We start from the raw sequence: 20259 nt of genomic DNA, 5'->3' as shown, positions 1-20259 counted from the left end.
GGGGGAAAAGAGGCAAGCCTAGCGCACTTGTCCGGGGTATGTCTCGCCAGCCTTGCACGCGGCCTGGCGGAGTTGTTCCGCGGCCTGGCACAACAGGGTTTCGGTCGACGCCCAGCCCAGGCAACCGTCGGTGATCGACACACCGTATTTCAGTGGCCCCTTGCCCAGTGCCTGGCAGCCATCGAACAGGTGGCCCTCGATCATTACGCCTACGATCGAGCGGTCGCCGGCCAATCGCTGCGCCAGCACGTCGGTGAACACGGCAGGTTGGCGCGCCGGGTCCTTGCCGCTGTTGGCGTGGCTGCAATCGACCATGATGCGCGCCTGCAGCCCGGCCTGGGCCAGTGCCTGGCGGGCCATGGCGATGCTCTCTGCATCGTGGTTAGGGCCTTTGTGGCCACCTCGCAATACCAGGTGGGTATCCGGGTTGCCCAAGGTCTCGATGATGGCTGGGTAGCCCTGCGCATCCATGCCGAAGTGGCGGTGCGGGTGGGCGGCGCTGCGCATGGCGTCGCTGGCGATGGCGATGCCGCCGTCGGTGCCGTTCTTGAAGCCTACCGGCAACTCCAGGCCACTGACCATCTCGCGGTGGATCTGCGATTCGGTGGTACGCGCGCCAATAGCGGCCCAGGCCAGCAGGTCATCGAAATAGCCGGCGGCCATCGGTTGCAACAACTCGGTGGCAATCGGCAGGCCGCGTTCGAGCATGTTCAGCATCAGCCCGCGGGACAGGGCGATGCCTGCGTGCATGTCGTCGCTACCGTCGAGGTGCGGGTCATAGGCCAGGCCTTTCCAGCCGACCGTGGTCCGCGGTTTTTCGACATAGGCACGCATTACCAGCAGCAACTGGTCGCCAACTTCGCGGCTCAGGGCGGCCAGGCGGTCGGCATATTCCAGGGCCGAGCGCGGGTCATGGATCGAGCATGGGCCGACGATCACCAGCAGGCGCTGGTCGTGGCCGTCGAGGATGTCGCGGATGGCCTGGCGCTGGGCATGGACTTGCTGGGCCAGTTCGCTCGACAGCGGCATTTGCTGTTTGAGCAGGTGCGGGCTGGGCAGACGCTGGCTGACGGTGGTATTGGCCGCTTGCGGCTGGGTCAGGGGCAGGGCGAGGCTGGAAGCTTGCATGGCGTATTTCCCTGGGCGGACGGCGGGTTGTGGCCCGCGCTGTCGGCCCTATCGAGGTGTTCGACAGATCGTTGAATGGGTTGCTGCGTTGCCACCTGTGGTAGACCGAACGGAGGCGGCAGGCTGGCCCGAACGGGATTGGCTAAATCGCCAGGCGTAGCTGTTGGCGGAGTAATAAGTGGCGTAGTTCATGAATCGGTCCTCAATGTGCATCGGTGTGGGACAAAGGCCTGAAAAGCAAAACCCCCGGTCGGGGGCCGACCGGGGGTTTGAGTATTCTCATGTTCGGCGGCCCCTCGAAGGTGGGCGCCGTGTGGGTATCGGCGCCTAGTGGCTAAACCAATACCCGAAGTAATAGCTGGCAGGTGCCATGCAGCCGGCAACAGCCAGCACAGGGCGCAGGTTGCGACCGGTGTGGTTGGCGTGGTTGCGGGTGTGTTTCGGCATGTTGCTCTCCAGTGAATGAGCCCGAGCTTACTTCAGTTCGGCCAGCCCATTCAATGAGTAAATGCTATGGCGTTGATCATTTGTTACTTGGGCTGACCGGTTCAGTGCCCGTAGTGCCCGACCAGGCTCTGCGCGCCCAGCGCATGGTTTTGCAGCAACTGCAGCAGGCTGGTGCGGTCCAGCCCTTCGGGCAAGGTGCCTGGCAGCAGGTCGGTGGCAATCAGGGTCAACACATAGTGGTGCGGGTTGTCACCGGCTGGCGGGCAGGGGCCACGGTAGCTGAGCGTGCCCCGCGAATTGCGCCCCACCGTAACGCGTTGCCCGGTGAGGCCGGCGGCGCCTTCCTTCAGTCCATCCTGGCCCGGGTCGATGTTGTAGACCAGCCAGTGAACCACGCCGAGGCCCTTGCCGCCGTCCGGGTCGAACAGGATCAGTGCCAGCGACTGCGTGCCTGCGGGCAGGTTGTCCCAGCTCAGTTGCGGGCTGCGCTCTTCGCCGGCGCCGCAGGCCGGGTCCAGGCCAACCTGTGGCAAGGCGATTATCCCGCCGTCGGTAAACGATGATGAGCTGATCGACAGCGCGCCCTGGCCAGCCGTGACAGCCAGGGGACCGCCCGCGAGCAGGGCAACCAGCAGCCAGGGTGTGAGGTGCATGGCGAATCCTCGCTGGGGCGTTTCGGCGCAGTGTAGCCCAGCGCTGCCTCAACGGCTGTCCTGGTCCTCGGCATTGCCGCCGGTGTGGCCCGCGCCGGAGCCGGTGGCCTCACCGGTGCTGTTGGAGCCGCCAGCGGCGCCGTCGGCGGCATCGCTGTTGCTGCCGGTGTCGCTGCTGTCGTTGTCCCTGCTGCTGCCCGGGCTGTTGACGCTGCTGCCTTCACCGGCGGTCTTGCCACCTCTCTGGTCGGCTTGCGGGCGGGTGTCGGTATTGGTGCTCTCGCCAGCCGCGAGGCTGGTGCCGGCCAATGTGGCCAAGGCCAGGGCGAGGGATAGCGAAAGGGGACGAATGCGGATCATGGCAACACTCCTGGGCAGATGATCTGTCATTCGTTTGGCCGGGGACGAGAGGCGCGGTGCCATCGGCGCGACGAGTGGTAACGGGGCTGCGCAGCAGCCCCTTCGTTCAGTGGCTTGCGCTACGGCCGCCGGGCACAGGCTCGTTGTCGGCCAGCGGTGGATGCTCCTGGGCTGCGTGCATCAGGTCTTCAGTCACTCGCAACTCGGCCCCGGTCGGCGAGAAGGTGGTCGAAGCGGTGAACGGCGCCGGGTGTTCTGCCGCCGGGCGCTTGCCACGGCGCCACATGAAGAAGCACACCATGGCCAGGTTGACCACGGCGAAGGCCCAGAACAGGCCGGGCTCGCCGAATTCGGTCATCATCGGCGAGATCGCCACCGGCGCCATGGCGGACCCCAGCGAGTTGATCAGCAACAGGCCCTGGATCATCGGCACCAGCGCATCGGACGGCGCCCGGTCGGCCGCGTGGCTGACCGCCACCGGGTACAGGGTGAACACGCCGCCACCGAGCAGGAACAACATGGCCGGCAGCAGGACCGAGTCCGATGGCAGGAACACCGTCACCAGTGACAGCAGCATGCATAGCGCTGCCAGGGCGATCAGTACATCCTGGCGGTCCTTGCGGTCGGACCAGCGCCCGACCGGGTATTGCAGCAGCATGGCCCCGAGGATTACCCAGGCCATCATGTTGCCGACCTCACCCACCTCCAGGCCGATGCGTTGCAGGTACAGCGGTAGCAGGGTATAGATGGCAGCGATGGCCACACCCGAACCAAAGCAGCCGACCAGGCCCGATGGTGCGACGCCCAGCAACTGCCGCGGCTTGAGCGGTTCGACCTGGTCCAGCAAAGGCGACACCCGTGGCAGGATCACGATCGGCAGCACCGACAGCGCAGCCAGCACGCCGGCCAGCATGAACGGTGCGGTGTCACCCAGCTGGGTGATTTCGCCCAGGCCGGCCTGGGCGATCACCCCGGCGCCGTAGAAGGCGATCATGTACAGCGCCAGCAGACGACCACGGATCTTGGCGTCCCCGGCCAGCAACAACCAGCTCTCGATCACCAGGAACACGCCCACCGCCGCCCAGCCGTTGACCAGACGCAGCAGCGACCACCAGGTGACTTCGTAGAACAGCCCTTGCAGCAGGATGGTCACCGCGATCAACGCGGCGAAGCTGGTGTAGGCGCGGATATGGCCGATACGCAGGATCAGCCGGTCGTTGAAGATCGCGCCCAGGGTCAGGCCGATGAAGTAGGTAGACGAGACCACACCGATGGTGGTGGCCGATTCGCCGGCAGCGCCCAGGCGCAGGGTGGTAAGGGAAGACATGAAGCCGTTGCCCAGGGCAATGATGAACAGCCCGAGCAGGGGCGCCAGCGCCATGGCCAGCAAACGCGGAGACATAGGTACCTCGAGTGGGGGGCGGCCCGCCAGGGCGACGGGCGAAAAGGACGCGCGATTCTAAGGGCTTGAGCGGTTTTGCCCAAGGGGGCCAGGCATGCGACGAGACGCCGCAGTCTGCGGCATAATGCGGCCCCATTCCCAAGGAAGGCAGGCCCCATGTTCGCCTCACTGTTCGCAGTCCTGGCCCCGGTGTTCATTGTTGCCGGTATCGGCTATGCCTGGGCCCGCAAGGGCCTGGACTACCCCACCGAATTCATCGCCCGGCTGGTGATGACCATCGGCACCCCGTCGTTGGTGCTGTCCACCCTCAGCCGTACCGAACTGCAGCCGCAAGCCTTCGCCAGCATGGCCATGGCTTGCCTGCTGTGCACCCTGGGCATGGCTTTGGCCGGCTGGCTGGTATGCTGCGCCACCGGCCGACACTGGCGGGTGCTGTTGCCGGCGTTCATGTTCCCCAACACCGGCAACATGGGCCTGCCCATCAGCCTGTATGCCTTCGGCGAACATGGCCTGGCCCTGGCCGTGGCGTTCTTCCTGACCCTGTCGATCGTGCAGTTCACCCTGGGCATGGCCATTTCCGGGACTGCCGCGTCGTTCAAGGCATTGCTGCGCAACCCCATCGTGATCAGCCTGGCCGGCGCCATGCCGATCATCTTTCTCGACTTCGAACTGCCGCGCTGGCTGGCCAATACCGCCAACCTGCTGGGCGGCATGACCATCCCGCTGATGTTGCTGACCCTGGGTGTGTCGCTGGCCAGCATTCGCCTGCGCCAGGTCGGCAGCGGCATGCTGCTGGGCGGCTTGCGCATTGGCCTGGGCGCTGCGGTGGGCTGGGTGGTGGGCATGGCGTTGGCCATGGACAGCCTGGAGCGGGCGGTGTTGATGGTGCAATCGGCGATGCCGGTGGCGGTGTTCAATTACCTGATGGCGGTGCGCGCCAGGCGTGAGCCAGAGCAGGTGGCAAACCTGGTGATGTGCTCGACCATGCTGTCGTTTGCCTGGTTGCCGGTGGTGCTGGCCTGGTGGCTGTAGGCCTGCACCGGCCGCTGCGCCGGGGCCGGTGCTGGGCTTACAGGGCTTTGGCAAGAAACGGCGCGGTCCGGCTTTGCCCGCACTGCGCCACCCGTTGCGGTGTCCCGCTGACCACTACCTGGCCCCCGGCGTCCCCGGCTCCCGGCCCGATGTCGATCACCCAGTCACTTTGCGCCACCACCCGCATGTCATGTTCCACTACCACCACGCTGTGCCCGCCATCGACCAGGCGGTTCAGTTGCACCAGCAGGCGGTCGATGTCCCGTGGGTGCAAACCGTTGGTGGGTTCGTCCAGTACATACAGCGTCGCGCCACGGGCCATGCGTTGCAGCTCGGTGGCCAGTTTGATGCGCTGCGCCTCGCCGCCGGACAGTTCAGTGGCTGGCTGACCCAGGCGCAGGTAGCCCAGGCCGATGTCCTGCAGCACTTGCAGGCAGCGCCGTGCCGGTGGTTGTTCGGCGAACACCTGCAGGGCCTGGTCGACGGTCAACTGCAGCACCTGGGCGATGTTCATGCCTTGCCAGGTCACTGCCAGGGTGTCGGGGTTGTAGCGGGCACCCTGGCAGGTCGGGCAGGGCGCATAGACGCTGGGCATGAACAGCAATTCGACACTGACGAAACCTTCGCCCTCGCAGTTGGCGCAACGGCCCTTGGCCACGTTGAAAGAAAAGCGCCCGGCATCGAAGCCATGGGCCCTGGCCTGCTCGGTGGCGGCGAACAGCTTGCGCACTGTGTCGAACAGGCCGGTATAGGTGGCCAGGTTTGAGCGGGGTGTGCGGCCGATCGGCTTCTGGTCGACCTGAACCAGGCGCTTGATGCTGCCAAGCCCGCCGCTCACCTGGCCGCTGCTGGCCTGTTCGGGGGCGTCTTCCAGGCTCTGCTCCTCGGGCTCGTTGCGCGTCTCGGCATGGCCCAGGTGGGCACCCACCAGCTCCAGCAGGGCCTGGCTGACCAGGCTGGACTTGCCCGAGCCGGAAATGCCGGTGACAGCAGTGAAACAGCCCAACGGGAACGCGGCGCTGAGGTTGTGCAGGTTATTGCGGGTGATGCCGTCGAGCTTCAGCCAGTCGCAGGCCTGGCGTGGCGTGCGCGTGGCGTGCGCCGCTGCGTTGAACAGGTAGCTGCGGGTACAGGATTGTTCGACCCGGGCCAGGCCTGCGGGCGGGCCGCTGTAGAGAATGGTCCCGCCATGCTCGCCGGCGGCCGGCCCTACATCCACCAGCCAGTCGGCACGGCGCATGGTGTCCAGGTCGTGCTCCACCACATACACCGAGTTGCCGGCCTGCTTCAGCCGCTGCAACGCGGCGAACAGGGCTTCGCTGTCGGCCGGATGCAGGCCGGCGGATGGCTCATCGAGCACGTAGACCACGCCGAACAGCTGCGAATTCAACTGCGTTGCCAGGCGCAGGCGCTGCAGTTCGCCGGAAGACAAACTTGGGGTACTGCGCTCCAGGGCCAGGTAGCCCAGGCCAAGCTCCAGCAGGGTGTCAAGGCGTTCGAGCAGTTCGTGGGCGATACGTTGGGCGGCCAGGCGTTTTTCCAGGGTCGGCGCGTCGTGCTGTTGCGCCAGGTAGTCCGCCGCTGCCACCTTGCGCAACAGCGCGGCCAGCGCCTGCAGCGGGAGCTGCGACAGCTCGGCGATGTCCAGGCCGGCGAAGGTCACCTGCAGCGCCTCGCGCTTCAAGCGCTTGCCCTGGCACAGCGGGCAGGGGCTGGGGCGCATGAAGCGGGCCACGCGCTTGCGCATCTGTGCGCTTTGCGAATGCATGAAGGTGTGCAGCACATAGCGCCGCGCGCCCATGAACGTGCCCTGGTAGCTGGGCTCCTGCTTGCGTTTGAGCGCCGCGCGGGTCTGGGCTGGGGTCAGGCCGGCATACACGGGCGCGGTGGGGGTTTCTTCGGTGAACAGGATCCAGTCACGCTGTGCCTGCGGCAGGTCGCGCCAGGGGATGTCGACGTCATAGCCCAGGGTAACCAGGATGTCGCGCAGGTTCTGCCCTTGCCAGGCCATCGGCCACGCCGCCACCGCACGTTCGCGGATGGTCAGCGACGGGTCGGGGACCATGGTCGCTTCGCTGACCTCGTAGACCCGGCCCATGCCATGGCATTGCGCGCAGGCGCCCTGGGGCGTGTTCGGCGAAAAATCCTCGGCATGCAGCATGGCCTGGCCAGCCGGGTAATGGCCTGCACGGGAATAGAGCATGCGGATCGAACTGGACAGGGTGGTCACGCTGCCCACCGAGGAACGCGCACTTGGCGTGCCGCGTTGTTGCTGCAAGGCCACCGCTGGCGGCAGGCCTTCGATGGCATCCACGTCCGGTACCCCCACCTGGTCGATCAGGCGACGGGCATAGGGCGCCACCGATTCGAAATAGCGGCGCTGCGCCTCGGCGTACAGGGTCGAGAAGGCCAGCGAGGACTTGCCCGAACCGGATACGCCGGTAAATACCACCAGGGCGTCGCGGGGGATATCGACATCGATATTTTTCAGGTTGTGCTCGCGGGCGCCACGGACACGGATGAAACCGGTGGGGGTGGTTGGCTGTGGCGGCATCGGGCGGTCCTCGGCGGTCGGGAGCGCTCACGGTAGCAGCATTTGCCTGGGCTGTGCCGGCCTCTTCGCGGCTGAAACCGCTTCCATGCAGGCTGTGCACGGCCGTCGTGATCCGGGCCTTGGCAGTTCTCATTCCCAACCGGTTCCGCAGCGTGGAACCACATTCAATTGTGCTCCCGCGCCACTCGCGCAAACCTGTCGTCCAGCACGACCTGCCTCAACCGTCGTGACCTCAAGGCGAACAACAAGAACGGGAAACCACCCGCGCGAGGAGACTCTACATGTCCCGACATCAGCACATCCTGGCCTGGCTGAACGATGTGGCCGGCGACCTTCACGCAATCCGTCACGATATCCACGCTCACCCGGAACTGGGCTTCGAAGAAAACCGCACCGCGGCGCTGGTCGCCCGATTGCTCGAGACCTGGGGTTATGAAGTGCACAGCGGCATCGGCAAGACCGGTGTGGTCGGCGTCCTGCGCCATGGCAGCAGCCCACGCCGCCTGGGCCTGCGCGCCGACATGGACGCGCTGCCTATCCACGAGGCCACCGGCGCCGCCTACAGCAGCCGGCACCAGGGCTGCATGCATGCCTGCGGCCATGACGGGCATACCACCATGCTGCTTGGCGCCGCGCGCTACCTGGCGGCGACCCGGCAGTTCGACGGCACGCTGACGCTGATCTTCCAGCCGGCCGAGGAGGGCCAGGGCGGCGCCGAGGCGATGCTGGCCGATGGCCTGCTCGAGCGCTTTCCCTGTGATGCGCTGTTCGGCATGCACAACATGCCCGGGCTGCCAGCCGGGCACCTGGGCTTTCGCGAGGGGCCGATGATGGCCTCGCAGGACTTGCTCACGGTGACCCTCGACGGGGTTGGCGGGCATGGCTCGATGCCGCACCTGACGGTCGACCCGCTGGTGGCGGCGGCCAGTGTGGTCATGGCGTTGCAAACCGTGGTGGCGCGCAATATCGATGCGCAGGAGGCGGCGGTGGTTACTGTCGGCGCCTTGCAGGCCGGCGAGGCCGCCAACGTGATTCCGCAACAGGCGCTGCTGCGCCTGAGCTTGCGCGCGCTGAACGCCGAGGTACGGGCGCAGGCCCTGGAGCGGGTGCGGGCGATCATCGTCAGCCAGGCCGCGAGCTTTGGCTGCCGTGCCACCATCGAACACCGCCCGGCCTACCCGGTGCTGGTCAATCATGCTGCGGAAAATGCCTTCGCCACCCAGGTCGGGGTGGAGTTGCTGGGGGCCGAGGCCGTGGATGGCAACACCCGCAAGTTGATGGGCAGTGAAGACTTCGCCTGGATGTTGCAACGCTGCCCGGGCGCCTACCTGTTCATCGGCAATGGCGTATCGCGGCCGATGGTGCACAACCCGGCCTATGACTTCAACGACGACATCCTGCTTACCGGCGCCGCCTACTGGGGCGCGCTGGCAGAGCGCTGGCTCGCGCCCGCCTGAGCCTTGCTTTTGAGACTGCCGCTGGAACCCGGCCGCGCCTGCGCCGGGCGATCACCCAATCCTTGTGTGGAGTGTTTCCTATGCAGACTTCGAACACCGGCGTGTCGCGTACCCGGCAAGTGGTCGCCGCTGTCGTCGGCAATGCCCTGGAATGGTATGACTTTATCGTCTACGGCTTTCTGGCCAGCATCATCGCCCGCCAGTTCTTCCCCTCCGACGACGAATACGCGTCGCTGCTGATGGCCCTGGCCACCTTTGGCGTCGGCTTCTTCATGCGCCCGGTGGGTGGCGTGCTGCTGGGCATGTACGCCGACCGCAAGGGCCGCAAGGCGGCCATGCAGCTGATCATCCGGTTGATGACGGTGTCGATTGCGATGATTGCCTTTGCCCCGGACTACCTGGCCATCGGCATGGCTGCGCCAATGCTGATCGTGGTGGCGCGCATGCTGCAGGGCTTCGCCACTGGCGGCGAGTACGCCAGTGCCACGGCATTCCTTGTGGAGAGCGCGCCGGCTCGGCGCAAGGGCCTGTATGGCTCGTGGCAACTGGTCGGGCAGTGCCTGGCGGTGTTTTCCGGCGCGGCGATGGTGGCCCTGGTGACCCACCTGTGCACGCCGCAAGCGCTGGACAGCTGGGGCTGGCGTATTCCGTTCGTGCTCGGCCTGCTGATCGGCCCGGTTGGGCTGTGGATCCGCAAGCACATGGAAGAGCCCGAGGCGTTCGTCGTGGCGCGCCGCCAGGCCAAGGGCCAGTCGCCCAGCCTGTGGCAGGTGCTGCGCGAATACCGGCGCAGCCTGCTGGTGTCGATGGGCCTGGCCTGTGGCGCGACGGTATCGTTCTACGTGGTGCTGGTGAACATGCCGACCTTCGCCCACAAGAACCTCGGGTTGCCGCTGGACCAGGTGCTGCTGGTGCAGATGCTCGCCGTGGGGCTGATGACCGTGGTGATTCCGCTTTCCGGGGCGTTGTCCGACCGGCTGGGGCGGCGGCCGGTGCTGATGGCCTTTACCTTGGCCTTCTTCGTCATGGTCTATCCGTTGTATGTGTGGGTGGCCGCGGCACCATCGCTGGAGCGTTTGCTGGTGATGCAATTGCTGCTGTGCACCGCCATCGGTGGGTTCTTCGGCCCGGCGCCCACGGCGCTGGCCGAGCAGTTTCCGGTCGAGGTGCGTTCCACCGGTGTGTCGGTGGCCTATAACGTGGCGGTGATGGTGTTTGGTGGCTTCGCTCCGTTGATCGTCACCTGGTTGAGCAAGGTGCTCGGCACGCCAGTGGCGCCCGCATTCTACGTCCTGTTTGCCTGCCTGCTGACGCTGCTGGGCACCTATTGCCTGAAGGAAGCCCCACGCACGCTCAAACCTGCCGCCTTGAACCTGGGAGTGAAACCGTGATGCCGCTTGCCATCGACCCCATCGTTGCCCTTGACGCCGAGGCACTGTCGCAGGCCATCCATGCTCGCCAGGTGTCGTGCCGGGAGGTGATGCAGGCCTACCTGGCGCATATCGAACGGTTCAACCCGCAGGTCAATGCGCTGGTGTCGCTGCGCCCGGCCGAGGCGCTGCTGGCCGAGGCCGACGAACGTGATCGCGAGCTGGCCGGTGGCCATTCGCGCGGCTGGATGCATGGCATGCCCCAGGCAATCAAGGACCTGGCCGCCACCGCAGGGCTGCGCACCACGCTGGGCTCGCCGCTGTTTGCCGAGCAGGTGCCCGGGCAGGACGCGATCAGCGTGGCGCGGGTACGGGCCAGCGGCGCGCTGATTGTCGGCAAGAGCAACGTGCCCGAGTTCGGCCTCGGCTCGCAGACCTACAACCGCCTGTTCGGCACCACCACCAATGCCTACGACCCGGCTCTGGTGGCAGGTGGCAGCAGCGGCGGGGCGGCAGCGGCGCTGGCCATGCGCCTGCTGCCGGTCGCCGACGGCAGTGACATGATGGGCTCGCTGCGCAACCCGGCGGCATTCAACAACGTGTATGGCCTGCGCCCGTCGCAGGGCCGGGTGCCCCATGGGCCGGCGCCGGAACTGTTCGTGCAGCAGCTGGCCACCGAGGGGCCGATGGGGCGTAGCGTGGTGGATGTGGCACGGCTGTTGTCGGTCCAGGCAGGCTTTGACGAGCGCGCGCCATTGTCGCTGAGCCAGGGCCGGTATGATTTTGCTGCGGGCTTGCAGCGCGATTTTGGTGGTGTGCGGCTCGGCTGGCTGGGCGACTACGAGGGCTACCTGGCGATGGACGCCGGGGTGCTGAACCTGTGCGAAGCGGCACTGGCGGACTTCACTGAACTGGGGTGCCGGGTCGAAGCGTGCCAGCCGGCGTTCGACCTGGCGCGATTGTGGCAATGCTGGCTGACCCATCGCCACTTCCTGGTGCACGGCAACCTGGCGGCGGCCTATGCCGACCCGGCCACGCGGGCCCTGCTCAAGCCCGAGGCGCAGTGGGAAGTGGAGGGTGGCCTGCAACTGAGCGCGGCGGCGCTGTACCAGGCTTCGCTGGACCGCAGCGCCTGGTACCGCGCGCTGGCCAAGCTGTTCGAGCGTTACGATTTCCTGCTGTTGCCAACGGCCCAGGTGTTCCCTTTCGATGCACGGCAGCCGTGGCCGACGGTGGTCGGAGGGCGGGCGATGGACACCTATCATCGCTGGATGGAAGTGGTGATCGGGCCGACCCTGGCCGGCTTGCCGAGCATCAGCGTGCCGGTCGGTTTCAATGCCGCCGGGCTGCCCATGGGCCTGCAGATCATAGGCCCGGCCCAGGCCGACCATGCGCTGCTGCAGCTGGCCTACGCCCACGAACAGCTCACCCGCTGGGTCGAGCGGCGCCCACCTCTGCGCCTGCATATGCCATGAAGGCGCCGCGCAGGCGCGGATCTTGCTGGCTATCCTGAGCATCCAGCTACAGGGAGGTCATTCCTATGGGGATCACGACAGACACAGGCGGTGTGCGTTCGGTGGAAAGGGCGCTGGCCATCGTCGACCTGCTGGGCGAACACCAGGCCCTGGGCCTGGAAGAACTGCATTACCTGACGGCGCTGCCCAAGGCCACGGTATCGCGCATGCTGGCCACCCTGCAGGAGCAGGGCTGGGTCTACCGTGGCCTCAGCGACCGGCGTTACCGCCTGAGCGCCCGGCGCCTGTTCGGCGACCGCCAGTTGCGCTTCAAGCGGCGTCTGGTGGAAAGCGCCGCGCCCATGCTGCTGGAGCTGAGCGAGCGCACCGGGCTGGTCGCCGACCTGTCGTGCTTCGACGGCGAGCGCCTGGAAGTGATGGAGAGTGTTGTTCCGCAAATATTGCGCAAGCGCTACCCGCACACCTGCCAGATCGTCGGCCACCATGCCAGCCTGTTTCACTCGGCGATGGGCCGGGCATGCCTGGGCGAGTTGGCAGAGGCTGAAGTGCAGCGCCTGGCGGCCCACGAGCAGCTAGGCGACGAGGCGGTGCTGCGTGATATCGAGGAAGACGCCAGCAAAGGGTTCGGCCAACGAACCGAAGGGCACTGGGAATACCCGGTGCGCTTGCCGTTCCTGATCCGGGCGATCGCCTTGCCGGTGCATGCCCAAGGGCGCCTGGTGGGCAGCATTGCCTTGCACTGGCCATTGGATCAGGCACCGGTGGAGCGGGTGTCGAGCCTGCATCTGCGCAGCCTGGCGACAACGGTGGGCGAGGTGCAGCGGGCTTTGGCGATTTGAGGAAACCGAAAAAAGCCCGGTCAGCGCTCCAGGCTATACATCCGGCATTCCGCCAACAGTGCCAACAGGTTCGGCTCCCGCTCCCGCGCCTTCAGAAACACCACACCGATATGCTGCTGCACGCGATACTGCGGCTTCAGGGCGATCAATCTGACCCGGTTTTCGTACACCGCCGCAATACGCCCGGGCAGCAGGGCAAAGCCCACGCCCGAGCTGACCATGCTCAGCAGGGTGAAGATGTCGTTGACCTGCATGGCCACCTTGGGCTCGAAGCCGGCCTGCTGGAACACCCGTGCGCCATCGCGGTGGGTGGCGAAGCCTTGGGTCAGGGTGATGAAGGTGGAGTCGGCCAGGTCGGCCAGGTCCACCTCGGCCTGCCCGGCAAAAGGCGAGTCGGTGGGCACGGCGAGGAAAATGTCGTCGGAGAACAGCGGCAAATGCGCGCAGGCCGCGTCGCTGACGCTTTCGTCGAGCGAAACGAGAATGGCCTCCAGCTCATGGTTTTTCAGGCGTTGCAGCAAGTCGACGTTGGAGCCCAGGGTCAGGTCGATATTGAGTTCGCTGCGGCGCAGCTTCAGGCCCATGACCAGCTTGGGCACGGTTTTCACCGTCAGCGAGTAGAGCGCACCCAGGCGGAACCGTTCGGCATAGAAGCCGGCAGCTTCACGCGTCTGGCGCACCATCTGCTCGGCGTCCTGGATCAACTGGCGGGCTTTCTTTTCCAGCACATAGGCGCTTTCCAGTGGGATCAGCTGGCGGCCTTCGTGCTTGAACAGCGGGCAGCGCAGCGCGCTTTCCAGCGAATGGATGGCGCGGTGCACGCTGACGGCGCTGGTCGCCAGCTCGGCGGCGGCGCGGCCAAGGTTGCCGGTGCGCATGAAGGCGAGGAAGGTTTCCAGCTTCTTGAGGGTCAGTTCTTCGTCGATGAGCATGGCTCGAGCGCCTTTTCCAGGAGCGGCGTCAGGTCACTGCATGGCCTTGATCAACGCCCACAATGCGGTGTCGTTGAAATCTTCGATCACCAACCCGGCCCCCGCCGCCAGCAAGCGTTCCGGCGTCTGGGTCGTGGCCACGCCCACGGTGAAGATCCCTGCGCCACTCGCCGCCGCCACCCCTGGCAGCGAGTCCTCGAAGGCCAGTGCCTGCCCGGCCTCGGCCCCCAACCGCTGCAACCCGGTCAGGTAGGGCAGCGGGTCCGGCTTGGGCCGCGCCAGTTCTTCGGCCACCAGCACGTGCTCGAAGTGCCGGCCCAGGCCCATGGCGCCCAGCATGTGTTCGGCATTGAGCCGCGGTGCGTTGGTCACCACGCACAGGCCCAGCGCATGCGCGCGGGCATGTTCCAGCAGGCGCAGCAGGCCCGGCATCGGCTCCAGGCTGGGTGACAGGGCGCGGAACAGCGCCTCCTTGCGCTCGGCCAGTGCCCGGCATTGCTCGGCACTGGCGCCAACAAACAGCTCGGCGAACAGCTCGCCGTTGGCGCGGCCGCTGACCTGGGCCTCGAACTGTGCCTGGCTCAGTTCGCGGCCGTCATGCTCGTGCAGCAACTGGCGAAACGCCTGCAGGTGCAAGGTGTCGGTGTCGGTAAGGGTTCCGTCGAGGTCGAACAGCAGGGCAGTCAGCATTGGGTATCCAGATAAAAAACACGCGCCTGGGCATCATAGCGAAAGCTGACGACGAAGGGGGCTGTTCAGCGTGCGCCGAAAAGAGTACAAATGTGCTCCATGGATACTCTGACCCCCAAACGCCGCGCGATCCTCGACTTCATCCGCGAGCGCATCGCCGACCACGGCCAGCCACCGAGCCTGGCCGATATCGCCACGCGCTTCGGTTTCGCCTCGCGCAGCGTCGCCCGCAAGCACATCACCGCCCTGTGCCAGGCCGGCTACATCGATGTCACGCCGAACCAGGCGCGCGGCATTCGCCTGGCCGAACCGCTGCGCCGGCCGGAAATCCTCGAAATACCGGTGCTCGGCCAGGTGGCGGCAGGCGCCCCCATCGGCCCGGACCTCGACATCCACGAGCAGTTGCTGCTCGACCCCAGCCTGTTCCGCCGTACCCCTGATTACCTGCTGAAGGTGCGTGGCGACTCGATGATCGACGACGGCATCTTCGACGGCGACCTGGTCGGCATCCTGCAGCAGGCCGACGCCCGCGACGGGCAGATCGTGGTCGCGCGCCTGGACGGTGAAGTGACCATCAAGCGCCTGCAGCGCCAGGGCCGCGGTTACCGGCTGTTGCCGCGCAACCCGGCTTATGCGCCCATCGATGTCCGCCCTGAACAGGCGTTCTTCATCGAAGGCGTATTCTGCGGCTTGCTGAGGCGTGACTGATGGGCGCGGTGGTCGACCTCGACCGGCTGCTCGACCAGCGCCGGGTATGGCGCGGCCGGCAGGCCCAGGCGCGGCCGCAGGGGCTGCAGCCCACCGGTCATGCCGCTCTCGACGAACGCCTGCCGGAAGGTGGTTGGCCGGCAGCGGCCCTCAGCGAACTGTTGCTAGCCAGCCCCGGCTGTGGCGAATTGCAATTGCTGTGGCCAACGCTGGCGCGCCTGAGTGCCGACGCTGGCCGGGTGGTGCTGGTGGCACCGCCCTTCATTCCTTACGCCCCGGCCTGGCAGGCTGCCGGGGTGGACCTGCGCTGGCTGGTGCAGGTGGACGCCGAACCTGCCGATGCCTTGTGGGCTGCCGAACAGTGCCTGCGCTCCGGCAGTTGTGCGGCGGTGCTGTGCTGGCCGGAACGGGCCGATGACCGCGCCCTGCGGCGCCTGCAGGTGGCCGCCGAAACCGGCCAGGCACTGGCCTTTGCCTGCCGGCCGCAACAGGCAGCGCACAACCCTTCACCCGCCGCGCTGCGCATTGCCATCGACACCCGCCCGGCGCAATGGCGTGTGCTGAAAAGCCGGGGCGGCATGCCACCGGCGCTGCCCATCGCCTGCCCGGGGCGGGGCTGATGCATCATGCTCTGGGCCTGCATCCTGTTTCCGCAGCTGGCGCTGGACACGGTCCTGCGCGAGCGTGACGACCCCGATACCCCCTTGGTGCTGCTTGGCGGGCCGACCCAACGCCGGGTGCTGCAGGCGGTCAACCCGGCAGCGGCCGCCCTCGGCTTGCGTGCCGGGCAAACCCTGACCGCCGCACGCGCCCTGGCCGAGGGCTTCAGTTGTGTCGAAGCCGACCCCAGGCGCATCGACCAGGTGCAGCAGTTGCTGGCGGCCTGGGCCTACCGCTTCAGTGCCCAGGTCAGCCTGCACTACCCACGCGCGCTGTTGCTGGAGGTGGGCTCCAGCTTGCAACTGTTCGGCCCCTGGCCGGCGTTCGAGGCACGCCTGCGTCAGGAACTGGCGGAGCTGGGGCTGCGCCAACGCATCGTCCTGGCCAGCAACCCGGTGGCGGCGCGCATGCTTGCCAACGGCCACGATGGCCTGGCTGTTGGCGATGCCGATGCCACCCGGGCGGCGCTGCTGGGCATGCCGATCGAGCGTATCGGCCTGCCGGCGCAGGCTGCCGAGGCCTTTGCGCGCATGGGCCTGCGCCAGTTGGGCCAGGTACTGGCCTTGCCCCGCGATACCTTGGCCAGGCGCTTTGCGGCCCAGGTGCAGCTGCACCTTGACCAGTTGCTTGGCCTGCGCAACCTGGGCCTGGCCTTCTACCAGCCACCCGACCGTTTCGAAACCCGGCTGGAGCTGAACTTCGACGTCGAATCACACCAGGCCCTGCTGTTTCCGTTGCGGCGCATGCTCAACGACCTGGCCGCCTTCCTCGCCGGGCGTGATTGCGGCGTGCAGCGGTTCTGCCTGCACCTGGAGCACGCCGACGGGCCGGACACCTTGCTCAAGGTGGGCCTGCTGGCCGCCGAACGCGATGCCGCAATGCTGTTCGAGCTGGCACGCGGGCGCCTGGAACCGCTGCGCATTCCCGCGCCGGTGCGCAACCTGCGGCTGGTGGCTGAGGACTTGCCACCGTTCGTGCCGCAGCACCAGGCGTTGTTCGACCCACGGGCGCAACAGGCGCAACCCTGGGAGCAATTGCGTGAACGGCTGCGCGCGCGCCTTGGCGATGACGCGGTCAAGAGCCTGAGCGTGGCCGCCGACCACCGCCCCGAATGCGCCTGGCAGCGGGTAGAGCAGGGCGGCCCGGGCAGCTTGCCGGTGGCCCCTGGCAGCCGCCCGGGCTGGTTGCTGGCGGCGCCGATGAGGCTGGACGAAACCTGCTACCGCGTGCAGGGCCATGCCGAGCGTATCGAGTCGGGCTGGTGGGATGGCGGTGACGTGCGCCGTGACTACTACCGCATCGAAACCCGCGATGGCCTGCGTGGCTGGGCCTACCGCGACCTGAGCCAGGCTGGCCCGTTGTGGCTGCAAGGCTGGTTCGCATGAGCACTCCGGGTTATGCCGAACTGCATTGCCTGTCCAACTTCAGCTTCCAGCGCGGCGCGTCGAGCGCCGACGAGCTGTTCCGCCGTGCGCGCGAGCAGGGCTACCAGGCCTTGGCGATCACCGACGAATGCACCCTGGCCGGCATCGTCCGGGCCTGGCAGGCGGCCAGGAAACACCAGTTGCAGTTGATCGTGGGCAGTGAAGTCCAGTTGCAGGACGGCCCCAGACTGGTGCTGCTGGTGCAGGACCTGACGGGCTACCAGAGCCTCTGCGCGCTCATCACCCGGGCCCGGCGGCGCGCGCAGAAGGGCGAATACCAGCTGTTTCGCGATGACCTGCTGCAGCACCAGCATGGCCTGCTGGCCTTGTGGGTGGCCGATGACGGCACCGATACCGCCACGGGGCAATGGCTGTACAGCGTGTTCGCTGAGCGCCTGTGGCTGGCCGTGCACCTGCACCGCGGCAGTGACGATGCCCTGCACCTCGAACGCATGCGCAGCCTGGCCGCAAGGGTCGGCATCCGTGCCGTGGCCTGCGGTGACGTGCACATGCACGTGCGTGGCCGCCGCGCCTTGCAGGATTGCATGACCGCCATCCGCCAGCACTGCCAGGTGGCCGAGGCCGGGCGGTTTCTGTTTGCCAATGGCGAGCGGCACCTGCGCAGCCAGGCGCAACTGGGCGAACTCTATCCCCCCGAACTGCTGGCCGAGACCTTGGCCATCGCGGCGCGCTGCCAGTTCGAGTTGAGTGAGTTGAAGTACCAGTACCCTCGCGAGCTGGTACCCCAGGGCCATACCCCGGCGAGCTGGCTGCGGGTACTGTGCGAGCAGGGGTTGCCGTTGCGTTGGCCGCAGGGCCCGAGTGGCAAGGTACGGGATGTGCTGGCCAAGGAGCTGGCGCTGATCGAGGAGCTGGGCTACGAGAGCTATTTCCTGACCGTGCACGACATCGTCGCCTTCGCCCGCAGCCAGGGCATTCTTTGTCAGGGCCGGGGGTCGGCTGCCAATTCGGTGGTGTGTTTCGTCCTCGGCATCACCGAACTCGACCCCATGGAGCACCGCCTGCTGTTCGAGCGTTTCCTCTCGCGCGAGCGCAACGAGCCGCCGGATATCGACGTGGACTTCGAGCATGACCGCCGCGAGGAAGTGATCCAGTATGTGTTCCGTCGCTATGGCCGGCACCGCGCGGCACTCACCGCGGTGGTCAACACCTACCATGCCGCCGGTGCGGTGCGGGATGTAGCGCGGGTGCTGGGGTTGCCGGCCGACCAAGTGGATGCCCTGGCCAAGTGCTGTGGCCGCTGGAGCGATCGCATACCCGATGACCAGCGCCTGGCCGAGGCCGGTTTCGAGGCGGGCAGCCCTGCGCTGCGGCGGGTGCTGGTGCTGGCCGGTGATTTAATCGGCTTCCCCCGGCACCTGTCGCAACATCCGGGCGGTTTCGTCATTTCGCAGCAACCCCTGGACGAACTGGTGCCGGTGGAAAATGCCGCGATGCCGGAGCGTACGGTGATCCAGTGGGACAAGGACGACCTGGACATGGTCGGCCTGCTCAAGGTCGACGTGCTGGCATTGGGCATGCTCAGCGCCCTGCGCCGTTGCTTCGACCTGTTGCAACGCCACCGTGGCCGGAACTTGACCCTGGCGACCATTCCCGGCGAAGACCCGGCCACCTACGCAATGATCAGCCGCGCCGAGACCATGGGCGTGTTCCAGATCGAGTCGCGTGCGCAGATGGCCATGCTGCCTCGGCTGCGCCCGGTAACCTTCTATGACCTGGTCATCGAGGTGGCGATTGTGCGCCCCGGGCCGATCCAGGGGGACATGGTCCATCCTTACCTGCGCCGACGCCTGAAGCAGGAGCCGGTGACCTACCCCTCGCCGCAGCTCAAGGCCGTGTTCGAGCGCACCCTGGGGGTGCCGTTGTTCCAGGAGCAGGTGATGGAGCTGGCCATGGTCGCCGCCGACTACAGCCCCGGCGAGGCCGACCAGTTGCGTCGCAGCATGGCTGCGTGGAAGCGCCATGGCGGCCTGGAGCCGCACCGCGAGCGGCTGGTGCAGGGCATGTTGCGCAATGGCTACGCGCTGGCGTTCGCCGAGCGCATCTTCGAGCAGATCAAGGGCTTTGGCAGCTACGGCTTCCCGGAATCGCACGCGGCCAGCTTTGCCTTGCTGTGTTATGCCAGCAGCTGGCTCAAGTGCCATGAACCGGCGATCTTTACCTGTGCGCTGGTCAACAGCTGGCCCATGGGTTTCTACAGCCCCGACCAGTTGCTGCAAGAAGCCCGGCGCCAGGGCATTGCGGTCAGGCCGGTGGATGTCTGCCACAGTGATTGGGACTGCACGCTTGAACCTGACGCGGGCGAGGCCCTGGCCATCCGCATGGGTTTGCGCCTGGTGCGTGGTTTTGCCGAGGCCGATGCCAGGCGCCTGGTGCAGGCGAGGGCGCAGCGGGCATGGCGCGATGTCGAGGACGTGTGCCTGCGCGCCAGGCTCGACGCGCGTGCCCGCGCCCAGCTGGCCGATGCTGGCGCGCTGCGCGCCCTGGCTCGTGATCGCCATCAGGCGCGCTGGCAGGTGGCGGCGGTGCAGCCGCAGCTGCCCTTGTTCGCCGACGTGGAAACCGTGCCGGAAGGCGACGTCGAACTGCCTGTCCCCAGCCTGGCGGAGAACCTGATGGCTGATTACCAGACCTTGGGCACCACGCTTGGGCCGCATCCGTTGGCCTTGTTGCGTTCACGTCTGAGGGCGCTGGGCTGCCGCAGTTCGCACGAACTGCAAGGTGTCGAGCATGGCGACAACATTGCCGTGGCCGGGCTGGTGGTGGGCCGCCAGCGGCCGCAGACGGCCAGTGGCGTGACCTTCGTCACCCTGGAGGACGAGCACGGCATGGTCAATGTCGTGGTGTGGCGCGACCTGGCCGAGCGGCAGCGGCGGGCGCTGGTGGGGTCGCAGTTGCTCAAGGTCAGCGGGCGGCTGGAGCAGGCCGATGGGGTGCGCCACTTGATTGCGCGGCGGCTGGAAGATGTCAGCCAGTTGCTGCAGGGGCTGGATGTGCGCAGCCGGGATTTCCATTAAAGCACTTTACGGGTACCCCGTAGGAGCGGATTTATCCCCGAAGCAGGTGACGTGGTGACCGCTCCTACAAGGATCGCGTTCGATTCATGC

At 66.9% G+C, this 20259-nt stretch carries 16 protein-coding genes; 9 read left to right on the top strand and 7 right to left on the bottom strand.

The window, feature by feature from the left end; genetic code table 11:
• Positions 1-18: 18 nt before the first annotated feature.
• From B4L76_RS15095 to B4L76_RS15080, 4 genes are all read right to left on the bottom strand, one after another.
• A complete protein-coding gene (locus B4L76_RS15095) occupies positions 19-1128 on the bottom strand; it encodes a 3-deoxy-7-phosphoheptulonate synthase (RefSeq protein ID WP_296233575.1) in 1110 nt (369 codons plus the stop codon).
• A gap of 548 nt (positions 1129-1676) precedes the next feature.
• Complete coding sequence (locus tag B4L76_RS15090) at positions 1677-2228, bottom strand: YbhB/YbcL family Raf kinase inhibitor-like protein (protein ID WP_296233573.1); 552 nt, start codon at positions 2226-2228, stop codon at positions 1677-1679.
• A 48-nt stretch (positions 2229-2276) separates the two neighbouring features.
• On the bottom strand, positions 2277-2588 hold the full coding sequence (locus B4L76_RS15085; protein ID WP_296233571.1) for a hypothetical protein: 312 nt from the start codon (positions 2586-2588) through the stop codon (positions 2277-2279).
• 106 nt (positions 2589-2694) lie between these two features.
• Positions 2695-3990: an MFS transporter gene (locus B4L76_RS15080; protein WP_296233569.1), complete on the bottom strand. Its 1296-nt coding sequence runs from the start codon at positions 3988-3990 to the stop codon at positions 2695-2697.
• 156 nt (positions 3991-4146) lie between these two features.
• Here B4L76_RS15080 and B4L76_RS15075 point away from each other — a divergent pair, with 156 nt between their 5' ends.
• Positions 4147-5022, top strand: a complete 876-nt coding sequence (locus tag B4L76_RS15075; protein WP_296233568.1) for an AEC family transporter — start codon at positions 4147-4149, stop codon at positions 5020-5022.
• Positions 5023-5059: 37 nt separating this feature from the next.
• On the opposite strand, the gene B4L76_RS15070 is transcribed toward B4L76_RS15075, so the two are convergent.
• Complete coding sequence (locus B4L76_RS15070) at positions 5060-7576, bottom strand: excinuclease ABC subunit UvrA (RefSeq protein ID WP_296233566.1); 2517 nt, start codon at positions 7574-7576, stop codon at positions 5060-5062.
• 281 nt (positions 7577-7857) lie between these two features.
• Here B4L76_RS15070 and B4L76_RS15065 point away from each other — a divergent pair, with 281 nt between their 5' ends.
• From B4L76_RS15065 to B4L76_RS15050, 4 genes are all read left to right on the top strand, one after another.
• Positions 7858-9033 (top strand): M20 aminoacylase family protein, encoded by a 1176-nt coding sequence (locus B4L76_RS15065; RefSeq protein WP_296233564.1) that lies wholly within the window; start codon positions 7858-7860, stop codon positions 9031-9033.
• Positions 9034-9113: 80 nt separating this feature from the next.
• A complete protein-coding gene (locus B4L76_RS15060; RefSeq protein WP_296233563.1) occupies positions 9114-10424 on the top strand; it encodes a citrate-proton symporter in 1311 nt (436 codons plus the stop codon).
• Positions 10421-11878 carry an amidase gene (locus B4L76_RS15055; RefSeq protein ID WP_296233562.1) on the top strand — a complete coding sequence of 486 codons (1458 nt, stop codon included), beginning with the start codon at positions 10421-10423 and terminating at the stop codon, positions 11876-11878. The genes B4L76_RS15060 and B4L76_RS15055 overlap by 4 nt, the downstream gene beginning before the upstream one ends.
• A 65-nt stretch (positions 11879-11943) precedes the next feature.
• The gene (locus B4L76_RS15050) at positions 11944-12717 is read left to right on the top strand and encodes an IclR family transcriptional regulator (RefSeq protein WP_296233561.1); all 774 of its coding nucleotides are present in this window, start codon (positions 11944-11946) and stop codon (positions 12715-12717) included.
• A 20-nt stretch (positions 12718-12737) separates the two neighbouring features.
• On the opposite strand, the gene B4L76_RS15045 is transcribed toward B4L76_RS15050, so the two are convergent.
• Entirely contained in the window at positions 12738-13649 is a 912-nt protein-coding gene (locus B4L76_RS15045) for a LysR family transcriptional regulator (RefSeq protein ID WP_296233560.1), read from the bottom strand.
• 33 nt (positions 13650-13682) lie between these two features.
• Positions 13683-14339 (bottom strand): HAD family hydrolase, encoded by a 657-nt coding sequence (locus tag B4L76_RS15040; RefSeq protein WP_296233558.1) that lies wholly within the window; start codon positions 14337-14339, stop codon positions 13683-13685.
• Positions 14340-14429: 90 nt separating this feature from the next.
• On the opposite strand from B4L76_RS15040, the gene lexA reads away from it, so the two are divergent.
• Genes lexA through B4L76_RS15020 form a run of 4 tightly spaced genes read left to right on the top strand, consistent with a single transcriptional unit; the run spans position 14430 to position 20169 of the window.
• Entirely contained in the window at positions 14430-15047 is a 618-nt protein-coding gene (gene lexA / locus B4L76_RS15035) for a transcriptional repressor LexA (RefSeq protein WP_296233556.1), read from the top strand.
• Positions 15047-15667 carry a translesion DNA synthesis-associated protein ImuA gene (gene imuA, locus B4L76_RS15030; protein WP_296233553.1) on the top strand — a complete coding sequence of 207 codons (621 nt, stop codon included), beginning with the start codon at positions 15047-15049 and terminating at the stop codon, positions 15665-15667. Before lexA ends, imuA begins: the two co-directional genes overlap by 1 nt.
• A 6-nt stretch (positions 15668-15673) precedes the next feature.
• A complete protein-coding gene (locus B4L76_RS15025; RefSeq protein ID WP_296233551.1) occupies positions 15674-17092 on the top strand; it encodes a Y-family DNA polymerase in 1419 nt (472 codons plus the stop codon).
• The gene (locus tag B4L76_RS15020; protein ID WP_296233550.1) at positions 17089-20169 is read left to right on the top strand and encodes an error-prone DNA polymerase; all 3081 of its coding nucleotides are present in this window, start codon (positions 17089-17091) and stop codon (positions 20167-20169) included. Before B4L76_RS15025 ends, B4L76_RS15020 begins: the two co-directional genes overlap by 4 nt.
• Positions 20170-20259 lie beyond the last annotated feature (90 nt).

The organism is Pseudomonas sp. UBA4617 (assembly GCF_002386445.1).
GTDB lineage: Bacteria > Pseudomonadota > Gammaproteobacteria > Pseudomonadales > Pseudomonadaceae > Aquipseudomonas.
Note: the sequence above shows the minus strand (reverse complement) of the source record. Positions and strands in the feature narration are given on the sequence as shown.